The 23,031-nt window shown below is 65.9% G+C and carries 19 protein-coding genes; 15 read left to right on the forward strand and 4 right to left on the reverse strand.

The window, feature by feature from the left end; all coding sequences use genetic code 11:
• Positions 1-210 precede the first annotated feature (210 nt).
• The 5 genes from Pla108_RS03160 to Pla108_RS03180 all read left to right on the forward strand — a co-directional run bounded on the left by Pla108_RS03160 (position 211) and on the right by Pla108_RS03180 (position 6,700).
• Entirely contained in the window at positions 211-1,314 is a 1,104-nt protein-coding gene (locus tag Pla108_RS03160; protein ID WP_146442881.1) for a serine/threonine-protein kinase, read from the forward strand.
• A 138-nt stretch (positions 1,315-1,452) separates the two neighbouring features.
• Positions 1,453-2,994: a hypothetical protein gene (locus tag Pla108_RS03165; RefSeq protein ID WP_146442884.1), complete on the forward strand. Its 1,542-nt coding sequence runs from the start codon at positions 1,453-1,455 to the stop codon at positions 2,992-2,994.
• A 102-nt stretch (positions 2,995-3,096) separates the two neighbouring features.
• A complete protein-coding gene (gene dusB / locus Pla108_RS03170) occupies positions 3,097-4,110 on the forward strand; it encodes a tRNA dihydrouridine synthase DusB (RefSeq protein WP_146444416.1) in 1,014 nt (337 codons plus the stop codon).
• 66 nt (positions 4,111-4,176) lie between these two features.
• Complete coding sequence (mgtE, locus tag Pla108_RS03175; protein ID WP_146442887.1) at positions 4,177-5,568, forward strand: magnesium transporter; 1,392 nt, start codon at positions 4,177-4,179, stop codon at positions 5,566-5,568.
• Positions 5,569-5,587: 19 nt separating this feature from the next.
• Positions 5,588-6,700, forward strand: a complete 1,113-nt coding sequence (locus tag Pla108_RS03180; protein ID WP_231934269.1) for a calcium/sodium antiporter — start codon at positions 5,588-5,590, stop codon at positions 6,698-6,700.
• 21 nt (positions 6,701-6,721) lie between these two features.
• On the opposite strand, the gene Pla108_RS03185 is transcribed toward Pla108_RS03180, so the two are convergent.
• On the reverse strand, positions 6,722-8,386 hold the full coding sequence (locus Pla108_RS03185) for an alanine/glycine:cation symporter family protein (RefSeq protein ID WP_146442890.1): 1,665 nt from the start codon (positions 8,384-8,386) through the stop codon (positions 6,722-6,724).
• A gap of 229 nt (positions 8,387-8,615) precedes the next feature.
• On the opposite strand from Pla108_RS03185, the gene Pla108_RS03190 reads away from it, so the two are divergent.
• The 6 genes from Pla108_RS03190 (at position 8,616) to Pla108_RS03215 (ending at position 14,615) form a co-directional block, all read left to right on the forward strand.
• Positions 8,616-9,356 carry a helix-turn-helix transcriptional regulator gene (locus Pla108_RS03190; protein WP_146442893.1) on the forward strand — a complete coding sequence of 247 codons (741 nt, stop codon included), beginning with the start codon at positions 8,616-8,618 and terminating at the stop codon, positions 9,354-9,356.
• 5 nt (positions 9,357-9,361) lie between these two features.
• Positions 9,362-10,072: an NADH-quinone oxidoreductase subunit B gene (locus Pla108_RS03195; RefSeq protein WP_146442896.1), complete on the forward strand. Its 711-nt coding sequence runs from the start codon at positions 9,362-9,364 to the stop codon at positions 10,070-10,072.
• A 252-nt stretch (positions 10,073-10,324) separates the two neighbouring features.
• Entirely contained in the window at positions 10,325-11,173 is an 849-nt protein-coding gene (gene sufC / locus Pla108_RS03200) for a Fe-S cluster assembly ATPase SufC (protein WP_146442899.1), read from the forward strand.
• A 157-nt stretch (positions 11,174-11,330) separates the two neighbouring features.
• On the forward strand, positions 11,331-12,767 hold the full coding sequence (gene sufB / locus Pla108_RS03205; RefSeq protein WP_146442902.1) for a Fe-S cluster assembly protein SufB: 1,437 nt from the start codon (positions 11,331-11,333) through the stop codon (positions 12,765-12,767).
• Between the two features lie 187 nt (positions 12,768-12,954).
• Entirely contained in the window at positions 12,955-14,292 is a 1,338-nt protein-coding gene (sufD, locus tag Pla108_RS03210) for a Fe-S cluster assembly protein SufD (protein WP_146442905.1), read from the forward strand.
• Complete coding sequence (locus Pla108_RS03215) at positions 14,289-14,615, forward strand: Rieske (2Fe-2S) protein (protein WP_146442907.1); 327 nt, start codon at positions 14,289-14,291, stop codon at positions 14,613-14,615. Before sufD ends, Pla108_RS03215 begins: the two co-directional genes overlap by 4 nt.
• Here the strand turns inward: Pla108_RS03215 and Pla108_RS03220 are convergent.
• Positions 14,612-15,373, reverse strand: a complete 762-nt coding sequence (locus Pla108_RS03220) for a hypothetical protein (protein WP_146442910.1) — start codon at positions 15,371-15,373, stop codon at positions 14,612-14,614. The two genes, Pla108_RS03215 and Pla108_RS03220, sit on opposite strands and share 4 nt — an antisense overlap.
• Positions 15,374-15,462: 89 nt before the next feature.
• On the opposite strand from Pla108_RS03220, the gene Pla108_RS03225 reads away from it, so the two are divergent.
• The 3 genes from Pla108_RS03225 to Pla108_RS03235 all read left to right on the forward strand — a co-directional run bounded on the left by Pla108_RS03225 (position 15,463) and on the right by Pla108_RS03235 (position 18,778).
• Positions 15,463-15,783 (forward strand): metal-sulfur cluster assembly factor, encoded by a 321-nt coding sequence (locus Pla108_RS03225; RefSeq protein WP_146442913.1) that lies wholly within the window; start codon positions 15,463-15,465, stop codon positions 15,781-15,783.
• A gap of 55 nt (positions 15,784-15,838) precedes the next feature.
• A complete protein-coding gene (locus Pla108_RS03230) occupies positions 15,839-17,179 on the forward strand; it encodes a DUF2254 domain-containing protein (protein ID WP_146442916.1) in 1,341 nt (446 codons plus the stop codon).
• 186 nt (positions 17,180-17,365) lie between these two features.
• Positions 17,366-18,778: a PAS domain-containing protein gene (locus tag Pla108_RS03235; RefSeq protein WP_146442918.1), complete on the forward strand. Its 1,413-nt coding sequence runs from the start codon at positions 17,366-17,368 to the stop codon at positions 18,776-18,778.
• Here Pla108_RS03235 and Pla108_RS03240 read toward each other — a convergent pair.
• Together Pla108_RS03240 and bioB are read right to left on the reverse strand one after the other, a co-directional pair.
• Positions 18,775-21,144, reverse strand: coding sequence for a CARDB domain-containing protein (locus Pla108_RS03240; protein WP_146442921.1), 2,370 nt, complete (start codon positions 21,142-21,144; stop codon positions 18,775-18,777). The two genes, Pla108_RS03235 and Pla108_RS03240, sit on opposite strands and share 4 nt — an antisense overlap.
• Before the next feature lie 161 nt (positions 21,145-21,305).
• Positions 21,306-22,337, reverse strand: coding sequence for a biotin synthase BioB (gene bioB, locus Pla108_RS03245; protein WP_146442924.1), 1,032 nt, complete (start codon positions 22,335-22,337; stop codon positions 21,306-21,308).
• Between the two features lie 136 nt (positions 22,338-22,473).
• On the opposite strand from bioB, the gene Pla108_RS03250 reads away from it, so the two are divergent.
• Positions 22,474-23,013, forward strand: a complete 540-nt coding sequence (locus tag Pla108_RS03250; RefSeq protein ID WP_197526203.1) for a PSP1 C-terminal domain-containing protein — start codon at positions 22,474-22,476, stop codon at positions 23,011-23,013.
• Positions 23,014-23,031 lie beyond the last annotated feature (18 nt).

Genomic DNA, 23,031 nt, shown 5'->3' on the forward strand with positions numbered 1-23,031 from the left:
GCTACCCAATTGAAGGTAAACTTTGAGGGAGTCCCTCCACGATCGGCTGCCTACAATGAGGGGACGCCCCGAGGCGCACCGCGGCGTCTCCTCCGCTAATCTCACCAGCTCGAGGCCTCCGCAGGGCCTGCTCAATTCGCTACAGTTCTTTCCCGGTGAGTGACGACTCGCTGTCCGAATGCTACCGAGAGTGGCCGCCGCGCCACGCCTATGAACACGACGGTCATCCAACAGAGCAAGACGCTCACCTTCCACGGCGATCCTCCTCGCTCGAAGGAGAACACCGTCCTCTGCAATCGGTACGACGAGCTGATCCAGTCGGAGAAGCTCGGCTGGACCGAGCACTTGCGGTTGAAGAGCCTGCTGGGAACGGGCGGGCAGGGCGTGGTGTACCTCAGCGAGCGCCGCGGCGCCGACAGCTTCACCCTGCCGGTCGCGTTGAAGTTTTTCTCGCCCGAGCGTTACAGCAACGAACACGCCTACGACGAGGCGATGCGTCGGATGGCCGTGGTCAGCGGCCGCGTCGCGTTGATCGCGCACGACAACCTGATCGACGTGCAGAACTTCATCGAGCGGGACCGCGTGCGGATCCTCGAGATGGAGTGGATCGACGGCTACGACCTCGACCTGTTGCTCACCCCCGCGATGCTCCGCCGCGCGAAAGACCGGGTCAGCACGCGGCGGTGGGAGTACATCAACAACGTCATCGCCACCCGCGGGCCCGTCCGGCCACGGCTCAAGCCGGGCATGGCGATCGCCATCATGCGGGAGATCATCGGCGGCCTCGCCGCGCTGCACCGCGAAGAGATTGTTCACGGCGACATCAAGCCTTCGAACATCATGGTGAAGCGGACCGGCAACGCCAAGATCATCGATATCGGTTCCGCGATCGACCTCAACGACATGCCGACCCAGCGCACCTGCACGCCGCAGTACGCCGCGCCGGAGATGCTCGAGCGTGAAGAGTTCACGCCGCGGTCCGACCTGGCGAGCCTCGGCTACGTGCTGATCGAGCTGCTCTCCGGCCAGCCGCTGTTCGCCGGCATCAACGACTACGCCAAGCTGCTCGAGGCGAAGCGGACCCTCCCGCAACGGCTCGACACGCTGCTGCCGGACGAGGTCACCGACAGCGACCTGTTGATGGGCATCTGCCGGCGGCTCACCGCCCCCGACCCGATGCTCCGTTACGGCAGCGCCGAGGAGGCCGACACGGCCGAGATGGGATTCGCCGAGTTCCAGCGCACGCTTGTCCGCGGCGACTTGGCGAGCGAGTACGAGAATGAACTGCGCGTGTGGCTCGAAGAGCTCGATTGATCGCCGCTGGCGCCGCTGGCGCGCCGCCGGTCGGGGCAAGTTGACCTTGACTCCGGTCTAGCGTCGGACGACGTTGTGGCCGATGTGGTCAGGAAGACCGCCATTTCGCCCCCGCCTCAACGTTGCGGAGACGCAAGGATGCGTTTCGCCCTCTCCCCCGCGCTCTTCTGCGCTATCGTCCTGTCTCCGTTCGACGCCTTGGCGGCGGAAGAGGACCGTTACGGCGGTGATCTCTCGACCTACGACTTTGGCTCGTTCGACAAGGCGAGCCCCAGCTCCGCCGTCGGCGGCTACCACAGTCCGTCGACAAATCCCGGCTCAACGGCGGCAAGTCCCACGACGACAACACCGTCGTCCAGCTCCAACGACCTGCGTTCTGGCGCGTCGCCGAGTTCGACGACGCTGCCGCCGCGCCCGAGCCAGAGCCAGGTGACGCTCCCGACCACCACCCGGCCGACAACGGCGCCCACGACCAATCCCAATCCGCCGAGCCCGCGCGGCTCGGAATTCTCCGCCGGTTCGAGCCAAGCAACGCTGCCGAGCCGCAGCACGACACCCGGCTACGGGTCGTCCAATTCCGGGTCCCCCAATTACGGAACGTCGCCGAGCTACAACACGACGCCCAGCTACGGCTCGACTCCCAACCGTAGCACTTCGCCAACCGCGTCGGCGGCCAGCCCCTCGACAACGCCGAGTGACTTGCGGAGCTACTCGCAGCCCTCGACGAGCCGTCAGGCGACGACGCCAACGAGCCCCGCGTACGGTTCGACGAGCAATCAGCCCACGAGACAGAACTTGTCGGAGTCGTCGGCGCTGACGAGCCGCGTCGGCTCGACGGTCGATCCGCAAGCGGGAGTGCGGGAGCGGAAGACGCAGGAGATGCTCGAGAAGATGCTCCGCCCCCGGTCGGATTCGAAGCTGTCGGGCACGCCGATGTCGCTGACGTCGGTCGTCTCTTCAGCGGCGAGCCGCGAGGAGCAGGCGCGCCGTGTCGACGCCTACTGGTCGCTCACCTCGGCGGTCGCCGACTACTACTTGGGCCTCGCCGAAGTCGGTGAGATGGACCGGCTCCGCCAGCGGCTTTCGACTTACAGCACAACGATCGGTCAGGCCCAGACGAGCCTCAATACCCGGATCAACACGTCGCTTAAGGCGGCGCGGGCGGCCCAGTTCCGGCTGGCGCAACTGATGGGAGGCGGCGTCATGCCGTTGCCGTCGGACACGCCGTTTACCGGGCCCTACGCGACACGTTTCGAGACGGTCTTCCCGGCCGGGGCGCCGGAGGAGGCGCGCCTTGTGGCTGAATTGTTGCCGCTCCGCCTCATCGAGCTGCAGGACGCCGCCGAGTCGGTGGCAAGCTCCGAGTCGTGGATCTCCCGGGTCGCCAGCGACCAGGCCGCCCAGTCGGACGGGACAGGCGTGATGCGGGCGCTAGAGCTTTTGGCGCTCAATCGCCGCGCGTTCGTCCAGATCGCCCGGGACTACAACCTGCAGATCAACCGCTACACGCAGCTCGCGGCGCCAGAGCGAGTCGACACGGGGCGGCTCGTGGCTATGCTCATAAGGACGGCGCCAACGGGCGCCCAGTCCGCCGAGGACGCGTTGATGGCCGGCTTCTCGGCCGGAGCGACCAACTCGGCCAGCCGCACCCCTTCCACGGACGCCCCCGCGCGACGCTAGCCGTCGCGGCGACGGCGGCGCCCCAATGGCCCCGCTATGCCGAACGGCATCACCGCTATCGCCGCCGCCAAGCCGCCCCGGCCGAGCGCTGCGCACGACGCGATGACGCTGCCGCTCGTCGAACCGCTGCGGATCGGCGACCTGGTTGTCGACCCGCCGATTCTGCAGGCCCCGATGGCGGGTTACACCAACTACGCCTTCCGGCAGATCGTCCGAAGCTTCGGCGGCGCCGGGCTCTTGGCGACCGAGATGGTCAACGCCCGTGGCTTTGTCTGGATGGACAAAGAGCTGGCCGAGCACCCCGACCGGCTGTGGGGCGTCGCCGACGAGCCGCGGCCGCTCGCCGTGCAGATCTGGGACAACGACCCCGACACGCTCGCCCAAGTCGGCGCCCGACTGGCGCACGAGTACAAGGTGTCGGTCGTCGACATCAATTTCGGCTGCCCCGTGCGGCAGGTGACCGAGAAGGCGCACAGCGGCTCGTACCTGCTCCGCACGCCCGACCGGATGGGCCAGATCATCGAGCGCGTGGTGGCCGCCTGTCATCCGACGCCCGTCACCGCCAAGACCCGCCTCGGTTGTAGCCGCGACAAGATCAACATCATCGACGTCGCGCAGATCGTCGAAGGCGCCGGCGCCGCGGCCCTCACGGTCCATGGGCGGACCGCCGCCGACATGTTCCGCGGCGAGGCGTCTTGGGACCTGATCAGCCAGATCAAGCCGCACCTCAAGCGAATCCCGCTGATCGGCAACGGCGATCTCGACACGGCCGACAAGGTCGTCGAGGCGTTCCGCCGCTGGAACGTCGATGGCGTGATGATCGCGCGGGCCAGTCTCAACAAGCCGTGGCTCTTCCAGCAGGCGGCCGCGGCGCTGCGCGGCGAGCCCGTGCCGCCCGACCCGACGGTCGAAGAAGAGCGCGCCCTGATGGTCGAGCACTTCCGATTGGTCTGCGAACGCTTCGGCGAAGAGCGTGGCGCGGTCCTGATGCGGAAGTTCGCCTGCTGCTACGCCCAGGGCCGCCCCGGCGCGCGTGAGTTCCGCAAGCATGTCGTCATGATCGATACGGCTCGCGAATTCTTCGACGTGGTCGCGACTTACTTTCCGAAGGCGTAGGCCTTCGTAGAGACATTAACCGCTTTCCTCGGGGCGTCTCCGGCGCCTCCCAGCACGGACGCCGACTTGGACGCTCTCGAAGACGCGGTATCAGAGTCCGAGACGCTACAACGCCTGCAGGCGTTGCTCGAGCCAGAGGACGCTTCGTCCGCTTCGTCGGCCGAGGCGATCAACCTGTTGCTCGCGTCGCTCGACGCCCGCGAGACCGCCCGCGTGGTCTGCGAGCTGCCGACCGAGCAGCAAGCCGACCTGCTGTCGCGGCTGACGCCCGAAGACGCAGTCGGGTTGCTCGAGGACCTTCCGGAGGTGACCGCCATCGAGGCGGTCGAAGCGCTGTCGGCGGAAGACGCCGCGGCGATCGTCCACGAGCTGCCGAGCGACGATCAGGCGGACTTGATCGGGGCCATGGACGCCACGGCGGCCGCGGCCGTCCTCGCCGAACTGGACGAGGACGAGGCCGAGCGGATCGCCGAGCTCGCCGCCTATCCCGAGGATACGGCTGGCGGACTGATGGCGACCGAGGTTGTCGCGCTCCGCGACATCGCGACGGTCGAAACAACGCTCCGCCGCCTGCGCGCCGGGGCGACGCGGCTGCGCGACCTCGACGTGCAGTACGCGTATGTCGTCGCCAAGGGCCGCCGACTCGTCGGCGTGTTGCGGCTCCGCGATCTGCTGGTCGCCGAGGAGGCGTCACGGCTCGCCGACATCATGATCGCCGACCCGCTGTCGATTTCGGCGACGATGCCGCTGGAGGAACTTGTCGCGTTCTTTGACGAGCACGCATTTATCGGGGTCCCCGTTGTCGACTCCGAAGAGCGGCTGGTCGGCACGGTGAGCCGGCGCGCTGTCGACGAAGCTTCCGAAGAGCAAGCGAGCAGCGATTATCGCCGCTCGATGGGCGTCGTCGCCGAGGAGCTCCGCTCGATGCCAACGCTGCGCCGCAGCCGGATGCGGCTGGCTTGGCTGAGTGTGAACATCGTGCTGAACGTGATCGCGGCCAGCGTCATTGCCTTCTACCAAGACACGCTGAGCCAGGTGATCGCCCTAGCGGTGTTCCTGCCGATGATCTCCGACATGTCGGGCTGTAGCGGCAATCAATCGGTCGCTGTGAGCATGCGTGAGCTGTCGCTCGGCTTATTGCGGCCGACCGAGTGGCTGCGGGTCTGGAGCAAGGAAGCGGGCGTCGGCCTGATCAACGGCTTGGTGCTCGGCGGACTGTTGGGGACGGTCGCCGCCTTCTACGCTGGCAACCTCTGGCTGGGGGTCGTCGTGGGGGGCGCTTTGGCCGTCAACACGCTGGTCGCGGTCCTCCTGGGCGGCGTGATCCCGTTGGCGTTGAAGCTCGCCAAGGTCGACCCGGCCCTCGCTTCGAGCCCGCTGCTTACAACGGTCACCGATATGTGCGGCTTCTTCGCGGCGCTGAGCCTCGCCACCCTCTTGCTCGACAAGTTGCTCTGATAGAGTCAGCGCTCGTCGGGTGCGGATCGTCCCACTGGGGCCACGACGCAGCGGCAGTGATATTTTCTTTGCGGAGCGGTTGACGATGGTGGCCTTCGGGTTGCTGGCGGTGGGTCTGGTTGCTTTGGTTGTCGGCGCCGAGATGCTGGTGCGGGGCGCCAGCCGGCTGGCGGCGGCTGCGGGAGTGTCGTCGCTGGCGATCGGGCTGACGGTGGTCGCCTACGGCACCAGCGCCCCGGAGGTCGCGGTGAGCGTCAACGCCGCGCTGCACGACCAAGCCGACATCGCCCTGGGGAATGTCGTCGGCAGCAACACTTGCAACGTGCTGCTGATCCTCGGAATCTCCGCCATCGCGGCGCCGCTGGCGGTCTCGTCCCAATTGGTGCGGATCGACGTGCCGCTGATGATCGCAGTGTCACTTGGCGTGGTGGGGCTGGCCTACGACGGCGTGCTCGGTTGGGGAGACGGCTGCCTACTGCTGTTGGGCGCGGCTGCTTACACCGTGCTGCAGCTAGTTCTCGCCAAGAGGGATTCTTCCCCGGTGGACCCCGAGGCGCCCAAGGTGTCGGTCATGGCGTCGATCTTGCTGGTCGCCTTCGGCCTCGCGACGCTTGTGTTGGGTTCGCGATGGATGGTCGACGGAGCGGTGCGCATCGCCGAGGCGTGGGGCGTCAGCCAACTGGTGATCGGCCTGACGATCGTCGCGATTGGGACCTCGCTGCCCGAGTTGGTGACGTCGCTCGTCGCCAGCCTCCGTGGCGAGCGCGACATCGCCGTGGGGAACATTGTCGGCAGCAACCTGTTCAACCTGACGGCGGTGCTCGGCGCGGCCGCGTTCGCGTCGCCGGCGGGGCTGCCGATCTCGGCCGAGGCGTTGCGGTTCGACCTGCCCGTGATGGTGGGCGTCTCGGTCGTCTGCCTACCGATCTTCTTCACCGGGATGACGATCAACCGCTGGGAAGGGGCGCTGCTGCTCGCCTACTACGTCGCCTACGTGGCTTACTTGGTCCTCGAGTCGCAGCGTCACCACGCGGCCGTCGCGCTGGGGGACGCCCTGCGATGGTTCGTCTTGCCGATGACGGCGCTGGTGCTCGTCACGCTCGCGATGAAAGAGCTGCGCCGGCGGCCGTGACGGTCCCTGTTCAGCTCCTGATCAGCCCCGCACCTTGAGACGCGGCTTACGGTCGATGTCGGCCTCGAAGTCGCCCATCTTGTAGGCCTGCCAGTAGTCGTCGAGCTTGAGCTTGACCTTCTTGGACAGCAAGAAGAGTCCGAGCATGTTCGGCAGCGCCATTGAGAGGATCATCAACTCGCTAAAGACGTTGACGTTCCGCGCCGTCACCACCGCCCCTAAGAAGACGAAGCAGAGAAAGATCAGCTTGTACGGTAGCGACGCCGCCGCTCCGAACAGGTAGGTGAAGCAGCGCTCACCGTAGTAGCTCCATGAGATCATCGTCGAGTAGGCGAACAAAGACGCCGCGAGGGCCAGCACCATCGGGAACCAGCTGATCTGCGTGGCGAAGGCGTTGGAGGTGAGGGTCGCCCCCTGGTCGGCGACGATAATCTCGGCGTGTTCGGGGAACCGCGCCGTGTCGTAGGCGCCCGTGATGACGATCACCAAACCCGTCATGGTGCAGATAACGACGGTGTCGATGAACGGCTCGAGCAGGGCGACGATCCCTTCGCGGACGGCGTACTGCGTTTTGGCGGCCGAGTGGGCGATCGCCGCCGACCCGATGCCGGCCTCGTTGCTAAAGACGGCGCGCTTGATGCCGACCACCATCACGCCCAAGAAGCCGCCGAAGGCCGACTCCCACTTGAACGCCTCGGAGAAGATCGTGCCGAAGGCGGCGGGGATCGCGCTGAAGTTCATGCCGAGGATCGTCAGCGCGGCGGCGACATAGATGACGCACATCAGCGGGACGATCTTCTCCGCGGTCGAGGCGATCCGCTTGATGCCGCCGAGGATCACGATCCCCACCAGCGTGACCATCACGGCGCCGTAGACCCACTCGCGGCCTTCCAGCCAAGGGAGCTGCGACTTGACGACGTCCATCGACTGCGACACCTGGAACGAGCAACCGCCGCCGAGCGAGCCACCGAAGCAGAGGAGTGCGAAGAAGATGGCGAGCGGCTTGCCGAGCCAGGCCATCCCCAGGTCCTCGAGGCCCTCGCTCAGGTAGCGCATCGGCCCGCCAGAGACGTTGCCCTGATCATCGACGCGCCGGTACATCTGGCCGAGCGTGCACTCGGTGAATTTGCTCGACATGCCGAGCAGGCCCGCCAGGATCATCCAGAAGACGGCGCCTGGTCCGCCCGTGCCGACCGCGATCGCAACGCCGGCGATATTGCCAAGGCCAACGGTCGCCGAAAGGGCCGAGGCGAGCGCCTGGAAGTGGGTGACCTCGCCCTCGTCGTCGGGGTCGTCGTAGCTGCCACGGACGACCTTCACCGCGTGCCAGAAGGCGCGGACGTTGATAAAGCCCATCCGCAGGGTCAGGTAGATCGCCCCCAGCAGCAGCCAGGCCACCACGAACGGAACCGACGTGCCAAGCCACCGCTCTGACTCGAAGTCGTAGAACAGGACGGTAACGAGGGGGGTAACCAGATAGTCGCCGAACCACGCATCGAGCGAGTCCATCCAGCCGGCTGTCGCATCGACTTCTGCCGGAGCTTCGGCGGTGGTATCAGCCGGCAGCGTCTCGGCGGGAGGGGCCGGCGCCGCCGGTTCCTCTTGGGCCAGGGCCCCCGATGTCACCGTTAACAGACCCGCCAAGGCAAGGCAGGCGATTCGGAGCGCGCGGGTGGGGGCTGGCATGAGGTGGGGTCCCTCGGTGGTGGGGGGTGCTTTCAGTCCGCTGGCGTCGGTGGGCCGTTAGGAGACCAGGAAAGAGTCCTGGTGGACGCCGCTGCTGGCAGACACGCTAGATGATAAACCTTAACGGGTCAACACTTTACGGCGCAGCGCAAGCGGGTTAATGCGACGCGATCTCATTAAAAACATTATGGGTTGTCGAAAATGCCGTCAGCCATAGGATAGGGGTGTTATGACTCCCAGCGACGAAACCGATCGCCTGTTGCTCGACCACCTCCGCCGCCACGCGACGGCGTCGGTCGGTGATTTGGGCGAACTGCTTGGCGTGACCGCTACCGCGATCCGCCAGCGGCTTACCAGGCTGATGGCCGAGGGGCTGATCGAGCGGAAACTCCATCAGTCGGCGGTGTCAGTCGGGGGCCAAGAGGGCGGCGAAGCGAAGAAGCCCAACGGCCGAGGGCGGCCCAGTTACGACTACGCCCTCACCGACCGCGGTCGTCAGGCCGCGGGCGACAACTACCACGACTTGGCCGAGATCCTCTGGGAAGAGATCCGCAAGATCGACGAGCCGCGGGTCCGCGTCGGCCTCGTCAAGCGGGTCGCCGAGCGGCTAGCCAGCCGCTATTCCAGCCAGACGGACGGCCAGGATGTCGCCGATCGGATGCGTCACCTGATGCGTCTGATGGGTGAGCGCGAGGTGCCAGTCGATGTCGACGAGTCGGGTGGCTTGCCGGTGCTGACGATGCTGGCGTGCCCCTACCCGACGCTCGCCGAGCAAGACCGCAGCATTTGTGCGGTTGAGAAGGCGATGATCAGCGAGATCGTCGGCCGCGGCGTGCGGCTGAGCGAGTGCCGGCTCGATGGCGGCGGTTGCTGTTCATTCGAGGCGTCGGCGCTGCCGTCCGATTCAGTTGAGATTGGCGCTGTTGAGATTGGCGCTGTCGAGGTTAGCGCTGTCGAGGTAGGTGACTGACGCCCATGGTTCCCGACACCTTCAACTCGACTGACGACACGGTTCCCACGACGCTGGGTCCCGATGGGATTACCTACACCGCCGATGGCCGGCCTTGGATCGAGGGCCGCTTCGAAGAGAACGTCATCACGACGACGCTCGAACAGGCGATCAATTGGGCCCGCGAGTCGAGCCTCTGGCCGATGACGTTCGGCATCGCTTGCTGTGCGATCGAGATGATGGCGACCGGCGCCGGCAAGTACGATCTCGACCGCTTCGGCGCCGGCGCCTTCCGCGCCACGCCGCGGCAGGCCGACCTGATGATCGTCGCCGGGACGGTGACCTACAAAATGGCGAGCCGTATCCGCCGGCTTTACAACTTGATGCCCGACCCGAAGTATGTCATCGCGATGGGCGCTTGCACCGTCGGTGGTGGACCCTACTTCAAATACGGTTACCACGTGGTGAAGGGGGTCGACTTGGTCGTTCCCGTCGATGTCTACGTGCCGGGCTGCCCGCCGCGGCCCGAGTCGTTGCTCGAAGGGCTGATGCGGGTGCAGGACAAGATCCGCAACCACCGCATCGCCCGGGCGGCCAACTCGCCGGTGGGCGTCACCGACGGCGACGAGTTGCCGATGCCGCACCACTCGGGACACACCATCCCGGCGGTCGACGTCGAGCCGGTCCGCGGCCACCAGCACTACCTCGAACAGATCAAGGCGGCGTCGAAGGCTTAATCCTTTGAGAAGGATGGGGCCCACGGATCGACGCGAATAAGCACGAAAAAATAACAAGCACTGCGATCATCGAACCACTAAGCGAGACCTGACTGCCAGAAGCAAGCGAGTGAATGCAGTTCCGGAAGATTCGAGATAATTCGTGTCATTCGTGGGCAGTTCCTTCATTCGCGAGAATTCGCGTTGTTTCGCGGTTCCCTTAGCAGTCGCCTACCAATCATCACTTCAGCGAAGCTTCAAGCAAGACAAACGATGTCGAAAACACTCCGCATTAAGAACCTCCACGTTTGTGTCGAAGGCAAGCCGATCCTCAACGGCGTGAACCTCACGATCAACCGTGGCGAGACGCACGCCCTGATGGGTCCCAACGGCTCGGGCAAGAGCACGCTCGGCAACGCCGTTATGGGGCACCCGTCGTACGAGGTGACCGACGGCACGATCGAGCTCGTCGACGCCGACGGGACCGTGACCAACGTCCTGGAAATGGACGCCTCGGAGCGGGCCCGCGCGGGGCTGTTCATGGCGTTCCAACGGCCGATGGCGATCCCCGGCGTCAAGCTGGCCGACTTCATGCGGCACGCCACTTCGAACGTCCGCAACCCGGACCGCAAGGAGGGCGAAGGCCTGATCCCGATGCGGGAGTTCCGCAAGGAGCTGAAGGACAAGATGGGCCACCTGCGGATGGACCTCGACTTCGCCCGCCGGTACGTCAACGACGGCTTCTCCGGCGGCGAGATGAAGCGTGCCGAGATCCTGCAGATGGCGATGCTCAAGCCGAAGTTCGCGATCCTCGACGAGACCGACTCGGGGCTCGACGTCGACGCGGTGAAGCTCGCCAGCGAGTCGATCGCCGAGATCTCCGCCGACGCCGCGGCCGACGGCGCGATGGGCGTCTTGATCATCACGCACCACGACAAGCTGCTGGAACGGAACACGCCCGACTTTACGCACGTCATCCTCGGCGGCCGGATCGTCGAGACCGGCGGCGTCGAGCTGGCGAAAGAATTGCACAACGACGGCTACGACCGCATCCGCGCGGCCTACCCCGAAGCGGCGAAGCTCAATAGCGAGATGGCGGAAGAAGACGCCGTCACGGTTTAAAGACTCACCGCGGAGGCGCGGAGGTCGCAGAGATAAAGTTCGCTTGGCGTCTCTGCCTTCCGCCTCAGCACCGCGGCCAGCACCAACACCAGCACAGCCAAGCGATCAGCTCCGCGTCCTCCGCGCCTCCGCGGTAAATAATAAAGAGAGACAGGAAATGGCTACCGACACGATCCCCACCGTCGCCGACCTCGAACGTCCCGTCGACGACGTGCCGCACGAGATCAATAAGTACGACTTCATCACGCAGACCACCGGCGTCTTTAAGGCGCGGAAGGGTCTGAACCGTGAGGTGGTTGCGCAGATCTCGGAGATGAAGAGTGAGCCGGGCTGGATGCGCGACTTCCGCCTCCGTTCGCTCGAGATCTTCAAGTCGAAGCCGATGCCCAAGTGGGGCGGCGACATCGCCATCGATTTCGACGACGTCTACTACTACCTCAAGCCGACCGAAGGCCAGAGCAAGAATTGGGACGACGTTCCCAAGGAGATCAAGGAGACCTACGACAAGCTCGGCATCGTCGAGGCCGAGCAGAAGCGGCTGGTCGCTGGCGTTAAGGCCCAGTTCGAGAGCGAGGTCGTCTACGGCTCGCTGCAAGAGGACCTCGGCAAGCAGGGCGTCTTGTTCACGGACACCGACACGGCGGTCCGCGAGCATCCGGAGCTGCTCCGCCAGTACTTCGGCAAGATCATCCCGCCGGAGGACAACAAGTTCGCCGCGCTCAACTCGGCCGTCTGGTCGGGGGGCTCGTTCATCTACGTGCCGCCCGGCGTGCACATCGAGTTCCCGCTACAGGCCTACTTCCGCATCAACGCGGAGAGCATGGGGCAGTTTGAGCGGACGCTGATCATCGTCGACGAGGGCGCCTCGGTGCATTACGTCGAGGGCTGCACCGCCCCGATGTACACGACCGAGAGCCTCCACTCGGCCGTGGTCGAAGTGATCGTCAAGAAGAACGGCCGCGCCCGTTACACGACGATCCAGAACTGGGCCAACAACATCTACAACCTGGTGACCAAGCGGGCGATGGCCTACCAGGACTCGTTGATGGAATGGATCGACGGCAACCTCGGCAGCCACCTGACGATGAAGTACCCGGCCGTCTACATGATGGAGCCTGGCGCGCGGGGCGAGATCCTCTCGATCGCGTTCTCGTCGAAGGGTCAGCACCAAGACGCCGGCGCCAAGGTCGTGCACTGCGCGCCGAACACCAGCAGCCGCATCGTCAGCAAGAGCATCAGCAAGAACGGCGGCCGCAGCAGCTACCGCGGCCTCTGCAAGGTCGAGAAGGGCGCCACGGGCGTGAAGAGCAACGTCGTCTGCGACGCGCTGATCCTCGACCACGACAGCCGTAGCGACACCTACCCCTACATCGAAGTCGAAGAGCAAGACGTCTCGATCGAGCACGAGGCTTCGGTCTCGCGGATCGGCGAGGAGCAGCTTTTCTACCTGATGAGCCGCGGACTGACCGAGGCCGAGGCGAGCTCGATGATCGTGTCGGGCTTCATCGAGCCGCTCGTGCGAGAGCTGCCGATGGAGTACGCCGTCGAGATGAACCGCCTGATCGAATTGCAGATGGAAGGCAGCGTCGGCTGATCCCTCGACTTTCCTCTTAATAAAACGGCGAGCCGGTCTCTCGATAAGACGGCGAGCCGGCGACGTCAGTCGTCGGTGTGAATCACGATCAACTCCGCCACCCACCGACGACTCACGTCGCCGGCTGGCCGACCCTCAAAACAACCGCAGCCACGTCCCTAGCGACGCAGCCACGAGTACAGCGACTATGACCGCGACCCTTCCCGCCGATATGCAGGCGACCCGTTTCGACGCGGCCGGCTTCGAGGCCCTCCTCGCCGCCCGCCCCGGCGAGCCGGCTTGGCTCACCGAGCGCCGCCGCCGTTCGTGGGAGGCCTTCGAGGCCGCCCCGTGGCCGTCGAACAAAGACGAGGAGTGGATGCGGACCGACATCCGCCTCTTCAAGCTCGACAAGTTTGGCCCGAGCCTCGGCGCCGCGGAGTCGATCGTCGGTGAGCAGCCTTTGCTGTCGAACGGCGTCGAACTCGGCGGCCGCGTCGAGGCGCTCAACGGCGTGGCGACCCTCTCGGAGCTCGACGAGGACCTAGCGGCCCAAGGGGTCGTCTTCGGCGGGCTCGGCGAAGCCGTGACTTGTCACAGCGAGAAGCTTGAAAAGGCGTTTGCCCGTGAGGTGGTGAGCCCGACGTACGACCGCTTCGCGATGCTCAACGACGCTTGCTGGACCGGCGGCGTCGTGCTGCACGTCCCCAAGGGGGTGCGGATCGAAAAGCCGCTGCACGCCATCGCCCGGATGGCCGGCGCCGGCGCCAGCGACTTTGGGAAGACGATTATCGTGCTCGAAGAGGGCGCCGAAGCGACACTGCTGATGGAGACCGCCTCGACCGACGCCGAGTCGGCCGGCCTGCACAACGGCACGATCGAGATCGTCGTCGGCCGCAACGCCAAGCTCCGCTACGTGAATCTCCAGAACTGGAACAACAGGACCTGGCACTTCGCGCACCAGAAAGCGGTCGTCGGCAGGGAAGGGCAGTTGCAGTGGACCATCGGCGCGCTGGGCGCCCGGCTCGCGAAGGTGAACCAGCGCGTCGCGCTGACCGGTGCCGACGCCGAGGCGCAGGTGAACGGCGCCATGTTCACGCAGGGCAAGCAGCACCTCTGCTACAACACCCACCAGCACCACGAGGCGCCCTACTGCCGCAGTGACCTGCTCTACAAGAACGCCCTGCAGGACCATTCACGGACGGTCTGGCGCGGCATGATCCAGGTCGACGAGGCGGGCCAGCGGACCGACGCCTACCAGCGGAACGACAACCTGATGCTCGCCGCCACGGCGCGGGCCGACTCGATCCCCGGCCTCGAGATCGAGGCGGACGACGTCCGCTGCACGCACGGCAGCACCAGCGGCCGCGTCGACGACACGATGATCTTCTACGCCATGAGCCGCGGCTACACCCGCCAAGAAGCGGTGCGGATGATCGTCGCCGGCTTCTTCCAACAGGTCTTCGACCGCATCACCATCGACAGTGTCCGCGAAGCGCTCGGCGAAGCGATCGGGCAACGCGTCCAGGACCTCCCCAATCAATGAGCCAGTTCTTTCCCGTCGGCCCCGCCGGTGACTTCGCCGACCCGTCGTCCACGCTCGTCGATGTCGATGACGAATCGATTGTGCTGATCCACGCCTCGGGCCGGTTCTACGCCCTCGACGATGTCTGCACACACGACGGCGGCCCGCTCAGCGATGGCCCGCTCAACGCGGGCGATGATCCGCCGTCGATCGAGTGCCCGCGGCACGGCGCCGAGTTCGCGCTGGCCGATGGCGCCGCCCTGACAATGCCCGCCACCAAGCCCACCCGGGCGCATGAGGTGAAGGTCGAAGACGGCCAGGTCCTGGTGCGGCTGTGTGACTAGTGAACAGAGCGGCGCGGCACAATTACCCGTGGAGTTGTGTCGTCCATCGGAAAACACTGCGCTAGCAGGTAGGCCGGGGAGTAGAGCAATTGGCTGAGCGCCCTCTGTAGACGCATGATGGTATTCGAGGAGTCCGGTCGGATCCTGCGCTGGGCGAGCTCAGGGCTGAACGACGCTCGCGAGAAGTGAGGGGTGGCGTCGCAAATAGTCCGCAGCTCGGCAAACGAGCCGAACGGCGCTAAGGCCTCTTGATAGGGCCCCACTGCCGCCATCAGACGCTGCCGCCCACGAGTTCTCAGCCACCCGATCAGCATCGAGATCAAACCGAGCGATATCGTTACCAGCCAGAGAAGGTGGTTCCAGCCGATCTGCCAGACCGCGCCGGCAAAACAGGCGAGAGCGACCACGGCGACCAGCTGGGTTAGTGACCATAGGCGGCGGCGTTCCAACGCGACGCTACAGTCCGATTCAAGCAGCAGGAGCAACCGCTGTAGATACTTCCATCCCCGGCGGTCGATCACCACTTGGTGGTCTTTGCAGTCGTCGTAGAATAGCCATGCCTCGTTCGACACAAATCTCACGACAGGGTCCTCCGATAGCGGAGCGTCAAAGATCCGTTCGTCGAGTTGGAATGCCGTGATCTGGTCGTTGAGGTAGTCGCGTAGGTCTGCGGCGAGGCGATCACGCGCTTCACGGTCGATGGGGCCAGCCGGCATCGCGCGAGAAGCGGGGAAGGCAGCGTAGGGATTGTCGTCCATGGATTCCTCGCGTTTGGAAGCCGTGGTTAACGAGCCGGCACTACGATAGAATCAGATCCTAACAAAATTTGTGCCGGGAGTGCCACCGAATGCCAATCGCCGAAGACACCGTCCGCGAAGCGCTCAAAGAGGTCATCGACCCCGAGCTGTTCGTCAACATCGTTGACCTGGGGCTGATCTACGAGGTCACGGTCACGCCCAACGACGAGTCGGGCGCCGAGGACGTTTCGATCGACATGACGATGACGAGCCCCGCGTGCCCCGCTGGGCCGCAGCTCATCTCGAACTCGCACGACGCGATCAAGAAGATCGACGGCGTCGGCGAGGTCGAGGTCAAGGTCGTCATGGTCCCCCCGTGGACTCCCGACCGGATGACCGAGGACGCCCGCGACCAACTCGGCATCTTTTAGTCGACCGCTTTCGGAAGCTAGCAATCCCTGTCCCACTACTGCGCCGGAGCCTGGATTGCGTACGCGTCTTGTCAATCTCTGGCTCTCGTTCTCGTCGAGCTTCTGGTTCGTGCCGGGCGTGCTGATGGTCGCCGGCATTGGGCTGGCGATTCTGCTCCCCGAAGTCGATCGCCAGATCGCCGGCGTCCTCCCGACGTTTCTGCGCGTCACCGGCGACACGGCGCGGACGACCATCAGCACGCTCGCCGGCGCGATGGTGACGGTCACCGGTATCGTATTCTCGACGACGACGGTCGCGATCTCGATCACCGCCGCCCAGCAAGGCCCCCGCTTGTTGCGGAATTTCTTCGCTAAGGCGGTGACCCAAACGACGCTGGGCGTCTGCCTCGCGGTGAGCGTCTATTGCCTCTTGCTCCTGCGGACCATCGACGAACGGGAGGGGGAGTTTTTTATCCCTCAAGTGTCGGTGCTCGCGGCCTATCTCTTCGTGTTGGGCGCGTTGTTGGCGATCCTTGTCTTTACGCATCAAGTCGCAGGACTGATGCAGACCCAGAATGTCGCATCGGACGTCGCCGACGATCTCGACAGCGCCATCAGGCGGCTCTATCCCGACGCCATGGACCCCGACGCCGAAGAGAGCGACGACTCGCCCGCTTGGCGCAAGTGTTGGGAAGGCTTTGACGACGAGGCGTCCCGCGCGGTGTCCGCCCCCGGCGATGGGTACGTCCAGGCGATCGACATTGACGGTCTGGTTCGGATGGCCAAGAGCCGCGACGTCTTGCTGAGAGTCGAGGCGCGGCCGGGAGACTACGTGCGGGAGGGGGACTGCCTGCTCTCGGTGACTCCCGAGGACGGCTTCGATGACGACGATGCGAAACAGGCCGGCGTCGCCTTCATGTTCGGTAAGCTCCGCACGCCGCAGCAAGACGTCGAGTGCGCGGTGCTCGAGTTGGTGGAAATCTCGGTGCGGGCGTTGTCGCCCGGCATCAACGATCCGTTCACAGCCGTCACCTGCGTCGACCGACTGAGCGGGTCGCTGCGTCGGCTTGCCGGCCGGAAGCCCGCGCAAGGACTGTGGCGGGATGACGGCGACGAGGCCCGTTTGATTGTCAAACCACGCGCTTTCGCCGACGTTGTCGACGCCGCGTTCAACCAGATCCGCCAACACAGCCGCACCGACGTCTCGGTCACGGTCCGCCTCTTGCAGGCGATCGAGGCGATCGCTCCGGCCGCTCGCGACGCCGAGTCGGTCGAGGCGCTCGATCGGCAGGCCGGGATGATCCTCGCCGCGGCCCGCACGGCCGGCCATCCGAAACAGGACTTGAAGGACATCGAAGACTTCTACAACCGAGCGGTCCGATCGCTGGGGACGAGCGCCGACGCCGCGGCCTCGTAGCGGGGCGATTTTGTCCTGGGGGCCCGCCCGCCGCCCGGTCCGGTCCTACCGCTTGCGAGGTCGCGCGAGGTGGGTTGTGAAAAGCCGCCGATGCTCCAGAACGCATGCCGCGCGGCCCCGGCGACGTAGCCTTTGGCGGAAGCGCCGCGGCCGTGGCGAAGACGTAACTCGGGCGAAGTCACTGGGATGATTACATCGCGTGTTAAACCGATTGACCAACCGGCGTGGTTTGAGCCGCACGAGTTGTTCTTCTCGCTGACGGACGAGAAAGGCAGGATCCGCTACGGCAACCAAGTCTTCACCCGCGTGTCGGGCTATGCCGAAGACGAATTGCTCGGCAAGCCGCACAACTTGATCCGGCACCCCGACATGCCGCGGAGCGTTTTTCGCTTGCTCTGGGATTACCTAGAAGCCGGGAAAACGATCGCGGCGTACGTGAAGAATCTCGCGGCCGACGGGAGCTACTACTGGGTCCTGGCGGCGGTGACGCCTTGCCGCGACGGCTATCTGTCGGTGCAGCTGAATCCCTCGAGCGGGCTTTTCGAAGCGGCGAAGCAGGCCTACGCCGAAACGCTCCAGTACGAGGCGCCGCTAGAGGCCGAACACGACAAGGCGTATGCGATCAAGCATTCTCTCGAACGACTCAACGAGATTCTCGCTGACCGAGGGTTCAAGAGTTACGACGAGTTCATGCGGGCGGCGGTGCGGCTCGAACTAACCGAAAGAGCCAAACAGGTCTCCGGCCGGACGCCCCCACTGCTCGGGCGGGTTGACACGCCCGCCCACCACCTTCTGCTGTCGTTGCACGGATCGTTGGGATTGGTCCGAGAGCAATTGAACGAGGTGTTTAGCTCGCTCGACGTGTTCGACTCGCTCAGCGCCAGGCTGGTCGAGAAGCACGAGGCGATAGCGGAACTCGGCCCGTCGCTCACGTTTCTGTCCCTCAACACGCACATCAGCGCCGCGCGGCTGGGTATCGACGGCGCTGTGCTGTCGGTGATTTCACGCAACCTGGGGGAGCGGTCCAAAGACGCCGACCGCCTCATCGCCACGCTGATGGAGCGGATGGCGCCGGCGTGTGACTCCGCCCGAGCGATCGCGTTCGATGTCGCGATCGCGCAGCTCGAGGCCGAGGTCTGCGAGTCGTTCGTTCAAGAGTTGCTCGTCAGCGAGGACGGCGCGAACCAAGACCTCGTGGCCGAGAGTCTGGCGTCCTTGATCGCCGAGCTCGGCAGCCGCTGTGGCAAGGTGCTGGCGGCGCTCCACGCGCTGCGCGAGGACATCCGCGTCCTGGCGACCGCCGCCCACGACCTCGTCGGCCAAGTGGGGCAGATGAAGACCGCCCAACTGAATGGCAAAATCGATATCGCGTCGCGCCGCAACACACAGGGCTTCGAGGCGATCTTCGAAGACGTCGCCGTGATCGTGGCGGACGCCCGCCGAGACTGCGACGATATCCTCGAGCTCCTCGACTCGACCGGCGAGAAGCTCAGCGGCTTGCTGCAGATGGAGAACGCCTTGCGGGGCGAGCTCTCGGAGGTTGCCTCGGCGACCGGGCAAGTCGTCGGGGCCTCCTTCGAGCCGGCTACCGCTTCTTAGCGAGGGAACAGCGGGCTTGCGGGCCCGTTCGAGTAACCGTCGCGGGCGACGTTGATCGCCTCGTCGAGGAAGAACCGGGTCGTCTCTTCGGCGGCGAGCTTGATGTCGAGGTCACGGCACAGCACCTCGGCGCGGAACAGGTGCGTCCCTTCCTCGTAGGCGCGGGCGTGGATCTTGAAGACAAGTTGCTCGCCGGCAGAGAGGCGATCGATCGTCGCGAAATCGACCCGTCCGTCCTTGATGTCGCTGACCGAGCCATCGACGTGGTGCGGCTCGATCCCTTCGGAGAAGAGCCCGACGACTCGCACGTCGTGGGCGTCGCACGAGCCACGGTTGGTGATCCGGACCTCGTAGGTGACTTCCTGGTCGGTGGCGATCGGTCCCTTCGGATCGAGCACGTCGAGCTTCAGGTCCGCCAAAGCGATCACTTCAGTCAGAGCGGTGACCGGCTCCGAACGGGTCTCGTCGGCCCCCGCGGCGCTCAGCACGAAGGTGTTTTCGCCCGCTTGCCGCATCACGCCGTGGAGCTCGAAGACGCGCTCTTCGCCCGCCGGCAGGGCGCCGAGGCGGTAAGCAAGCCGGCCGTTCTTAACGCCGGGGGTCGCCTCGTCGGCGAGCACCTCAAAGCCGGCCGGCAGTTCGACGTCGAGGACGACATCGGGCGCCGGGGCCGTGCCCGGGTTGCGGACGCGGAAGTAGTAGACCGACGGCGCGCCGGCGTACCGGTCGGCTGGGCCTCGCCAGTCGATGGCCAGCTCGGGCTTGCGGCAGAAGACTTCCTTGGTCAGCTGGGCGGAGACATCGCCATCGGCGTCGGCCGTCGCATTGACCGCCAACTGGCCCGCCTCACGGGCGGTCAGCTCGATCTCGACGGTCCGGTCATCGCCGGCGCCGATCAAGCCAAACTCGTGGCTCGTCTGGCGGGTGGTGTCGCCCCCGGGGGGCGTCAGGTGCAGCGTGACGTTTTCGGCCGAGCCTGTGCCGGGGTTCGAAATCGTCAGTCGGAACAGCTGAGGCTTGCCGTAGAGCACTTCATCGGGGCCGACAATCGCCAGGGCGAGCTTCGGCTCTTGAACCTCGACCATCGTGTGGCCGTTGAGCGGTTGATGCGAGTGATTCACGCCGAGTTCGATCGGCTCGCCTGTGCGGGCGATCAACTGGAGGTCGAGCTTGATGACGGCGCCAGCGGCAAGCCGATTAGCGCGCCAAGTGAAGACGCCCGGCTCGGCCGACCCGGTGAGGTCGACGACGCCATCGGCCGATTGGGCGCCAACCACTTCGGCGCCATCGGGAACGCTGATCTGAGTCACCACTTGGTCGGCGGCGATGTCGCCACGGTTGGCGAGCAGCACGCGGTAGGTCGCCTCGCGACCGACGGTGATCGTCCGCGGACCGGCGACTTTCGACACGAGCACCGGCATCCGTTGGGTGAGGAGCAGGTCGTCCTCGACCGGCTCGGGCTTCGCAGCGGCCGCCGACGGCGTGGGCGCGGCGCCAGCCGACAGCGGGCCGGCCGCGAGGTTGGCGTCGGACTTCGGTTCCTTGGCGCCCACCGTTGACGTGGTGGTGCTGTACCGATTGCCAATGAAGAGCGGCAGTTTGGTGGGATTGGACGGTTTCGAGGCGACGCTGACGCGGCCCGAATCGGATTCGGCGAACGGTGACTCCACGACGCGCGGAGCATTGCTAGCGACGGGGGCTTCGACGGTTGGGGCTTCGACGGCGTCGGACGCCGGCGACTCGGCCTCGATCGGCGTCACCCCGTCAGCGGCGGGCGCCGACGCCTCGTTCAGAAGGGGCGCCGGTTCGGCGGCGTCGCCGTAGGGCAGCAGGTTGGTTCCGGCCACGAGCGGCGCGATGTCGTCGTCGGCGAGCGGCGCTCGGCGCGGCGCCGGCGTCGCGGCGAGGGCGCTAGCCGCCTCGGCGGCGATCGACCGGGCGAGCCGGGCGTTGGTGGAGGCCGCGGTAGCCGCCTCGGCGCCGCTCGCCGGGGCGTCGGTCGAGAGGGCGCTGCCGGCGCGGGCCGGCGGTCGACGACCTTCGTAGTCGCTGGCGACCGGCAACCCTTCGGTGCGTTGGATATCACGGAGCAACCGCGACTGGGCCGACCCCGACGCGGCGACCTTTGGCGCCTGAGAGTTCGCCGGCGCCGGCTTCGGGATTGCCGGCTCAGAACCGGCCGACCCAAACCAGTTCCGTGGCAGCAGCTCACGCGGGTTGATCCGCGGCAGCGAGGACCGTTGGTCGGTCGCCATTGCCGGGTAGAGATCGCCCCCCGCAGCGGACGCAGCCGACCCTTGGGCCAACGCGTCGGCTCCGCAGGCGACGAACAGAACAATCAACAGGCACTCTGGCAGCCGCTTCATACCAATGCATCCCTGCATGGTGCAGCGCGTCGCTGATAGCGTCCGCGCACGGATCGATACTCCACTCTCTGGCGTCATCGGCCGACCGATCGGCGCGGGTTGAGCCGAAAGTTGAGAATCTTCCGGTTAGCGAAGCGGGGCAAACTGAGTCGACCTTGCCGCTAGCAGACGCCGACCTCTTCGCGGAGCACCGGCTCGAAGCCGAGGTCTTCGATCATGTCGTAGTCCGACTGCGGGGCCTGCCCCGCGGTTGTCAGGTAGTCACCCACGAAGATCGAGTTGGCCAGGTAAAGGCCGAGGGCCTGCAGGCTCCGCAGGTGCAGTTCGCGGCCGCCGGCGATCCGCAACTCCCGATCGGGATTCACCAGTCGGAACATTGCTAGCACCTTGAGGCAGTAGCGCGGGTCGAGGTCGACCGGCTTGCCGATCACGGCGCCTTCGATCGGGATCAAGAAGTTGACCGGGATCGAATGCACCCCGAGGTCGCGCAGCTGCTGCGCCATCGCCACCACGTCGGTTGGTTTCTCACCCATGCCGACGATCCCGCCGGAGCACATCTCCATGCCGGCGTCGCGGACCGACTCGAGGGTCCGGACCCGGTCGGCGTGGGTGTGTGTCGTGCAGACCTCGGCGTAGTGCTCGGCGCTGGTGTTCAGGTTGTGGTTGACGCGGTCGACGCCGGCGGCGGCGAGGCGTTGGGCCTGCTCATCGGTCAACAGGCCGAGGCACGCGCAGACCTTCAGGTTGTGCTCCGCCTTGATCTGCGGAACGATCTCCTCGACCGCACGGATCTCGCGCTCGTTCGGGCCGCGTGCGGAGATCACGATGCAGTAGGTGCTGGCGCCCCGCTCGACCGCCATCTTGGCGCCCGACAACAACTTGTCGCGGCTCAGCAGGTTGTATTTGGGGATCTCGGCGTCGGAGACCTTCGACTGCGAGCAGTAGGAGCAGTCCTCGGGGCAAAGGCCGCTCTTGGCGTTCATCAGGAAGTAGAGCTGCACCCGCTTGCCGAAGTGCTCCCTGCGGACGCGGTAGGCCGCGTCGATAAGGGAAAGCAGCTCGTCGTCGGGGCAGTCGAGCACCGAGCGGGCTTCTTCGTCGGTCGGGCGTTCGCCGGCCAGCACGCGATCGGCGAGGGCGGACCAATCGGTCCGGGTGGCGGCGGCGGGGCAGGGGGGGGCTTCGGCGGGCATCGGATAATCTCGGGAAGCAGAAACGCGGGGTTCGCTCGGGGGCAGTCGGATGCCATGATACTTAGATCGGCCGGTGTGCGCCAGCCGCATGCCGGAGCAAGTCCAACACCGCTCTCCTCTCCAGAGAACCCCCCGCGTGAACCACCTCGTGCGAGTCGGCGCCATGGGCCATGTCGGGCGATTCCGCTCGGCCGACGGGCTCGGCTACCGCCGGGGCCAGCGGGTCATCGTGCGGACCGCCCGCGGCCTGGAGTGCGGCGAGGTCCTTTCGGACGACCCCGGTTCGCAGGCCGAGTCGGACGGGCCCTTGCTGCGACGGATGACCGACGCCGACGAGATGCTCGCCGAGCGGCTCCGGCGGAACCGCGACGCCGCCTCCGAGGCGTGCGTGCGGCTCCTCGCCGAAAGGGGCTCGAACGCCGTGTTGCTGGACGTCGAGCACCTGTTCGATGGCCGGGGGCTCTATTTCTACTTTCTTGGTGACGTCGACTCCACGACCGAGGCGATCTCCGCCGAACTGGCCGACGCCTACAACGCCGAGGCCCGCTTCGGCCAATTCGCCGACGCCCTTGAGCAGGGCTGTGGGCCGGGCTGCGGCACCGCGGAAGCCGAGAACGGCTGTGGCACGGCGGGTGGCTGTGCGACGTGCGCGGTGGCGTCGGCCTGCTCGCGTTAGGCACGCTTCAAGGCGGTG

The sequence above is a fragment of the Botrimarina colliarenosi genome (assembly GCF_007859955.1).
GTDB lineage: Bacteria > Planctomycetota > Planctomycetia > Pirellulales > Lacipirellulaceae > Botrimarina > Botrimarina colliarenosi.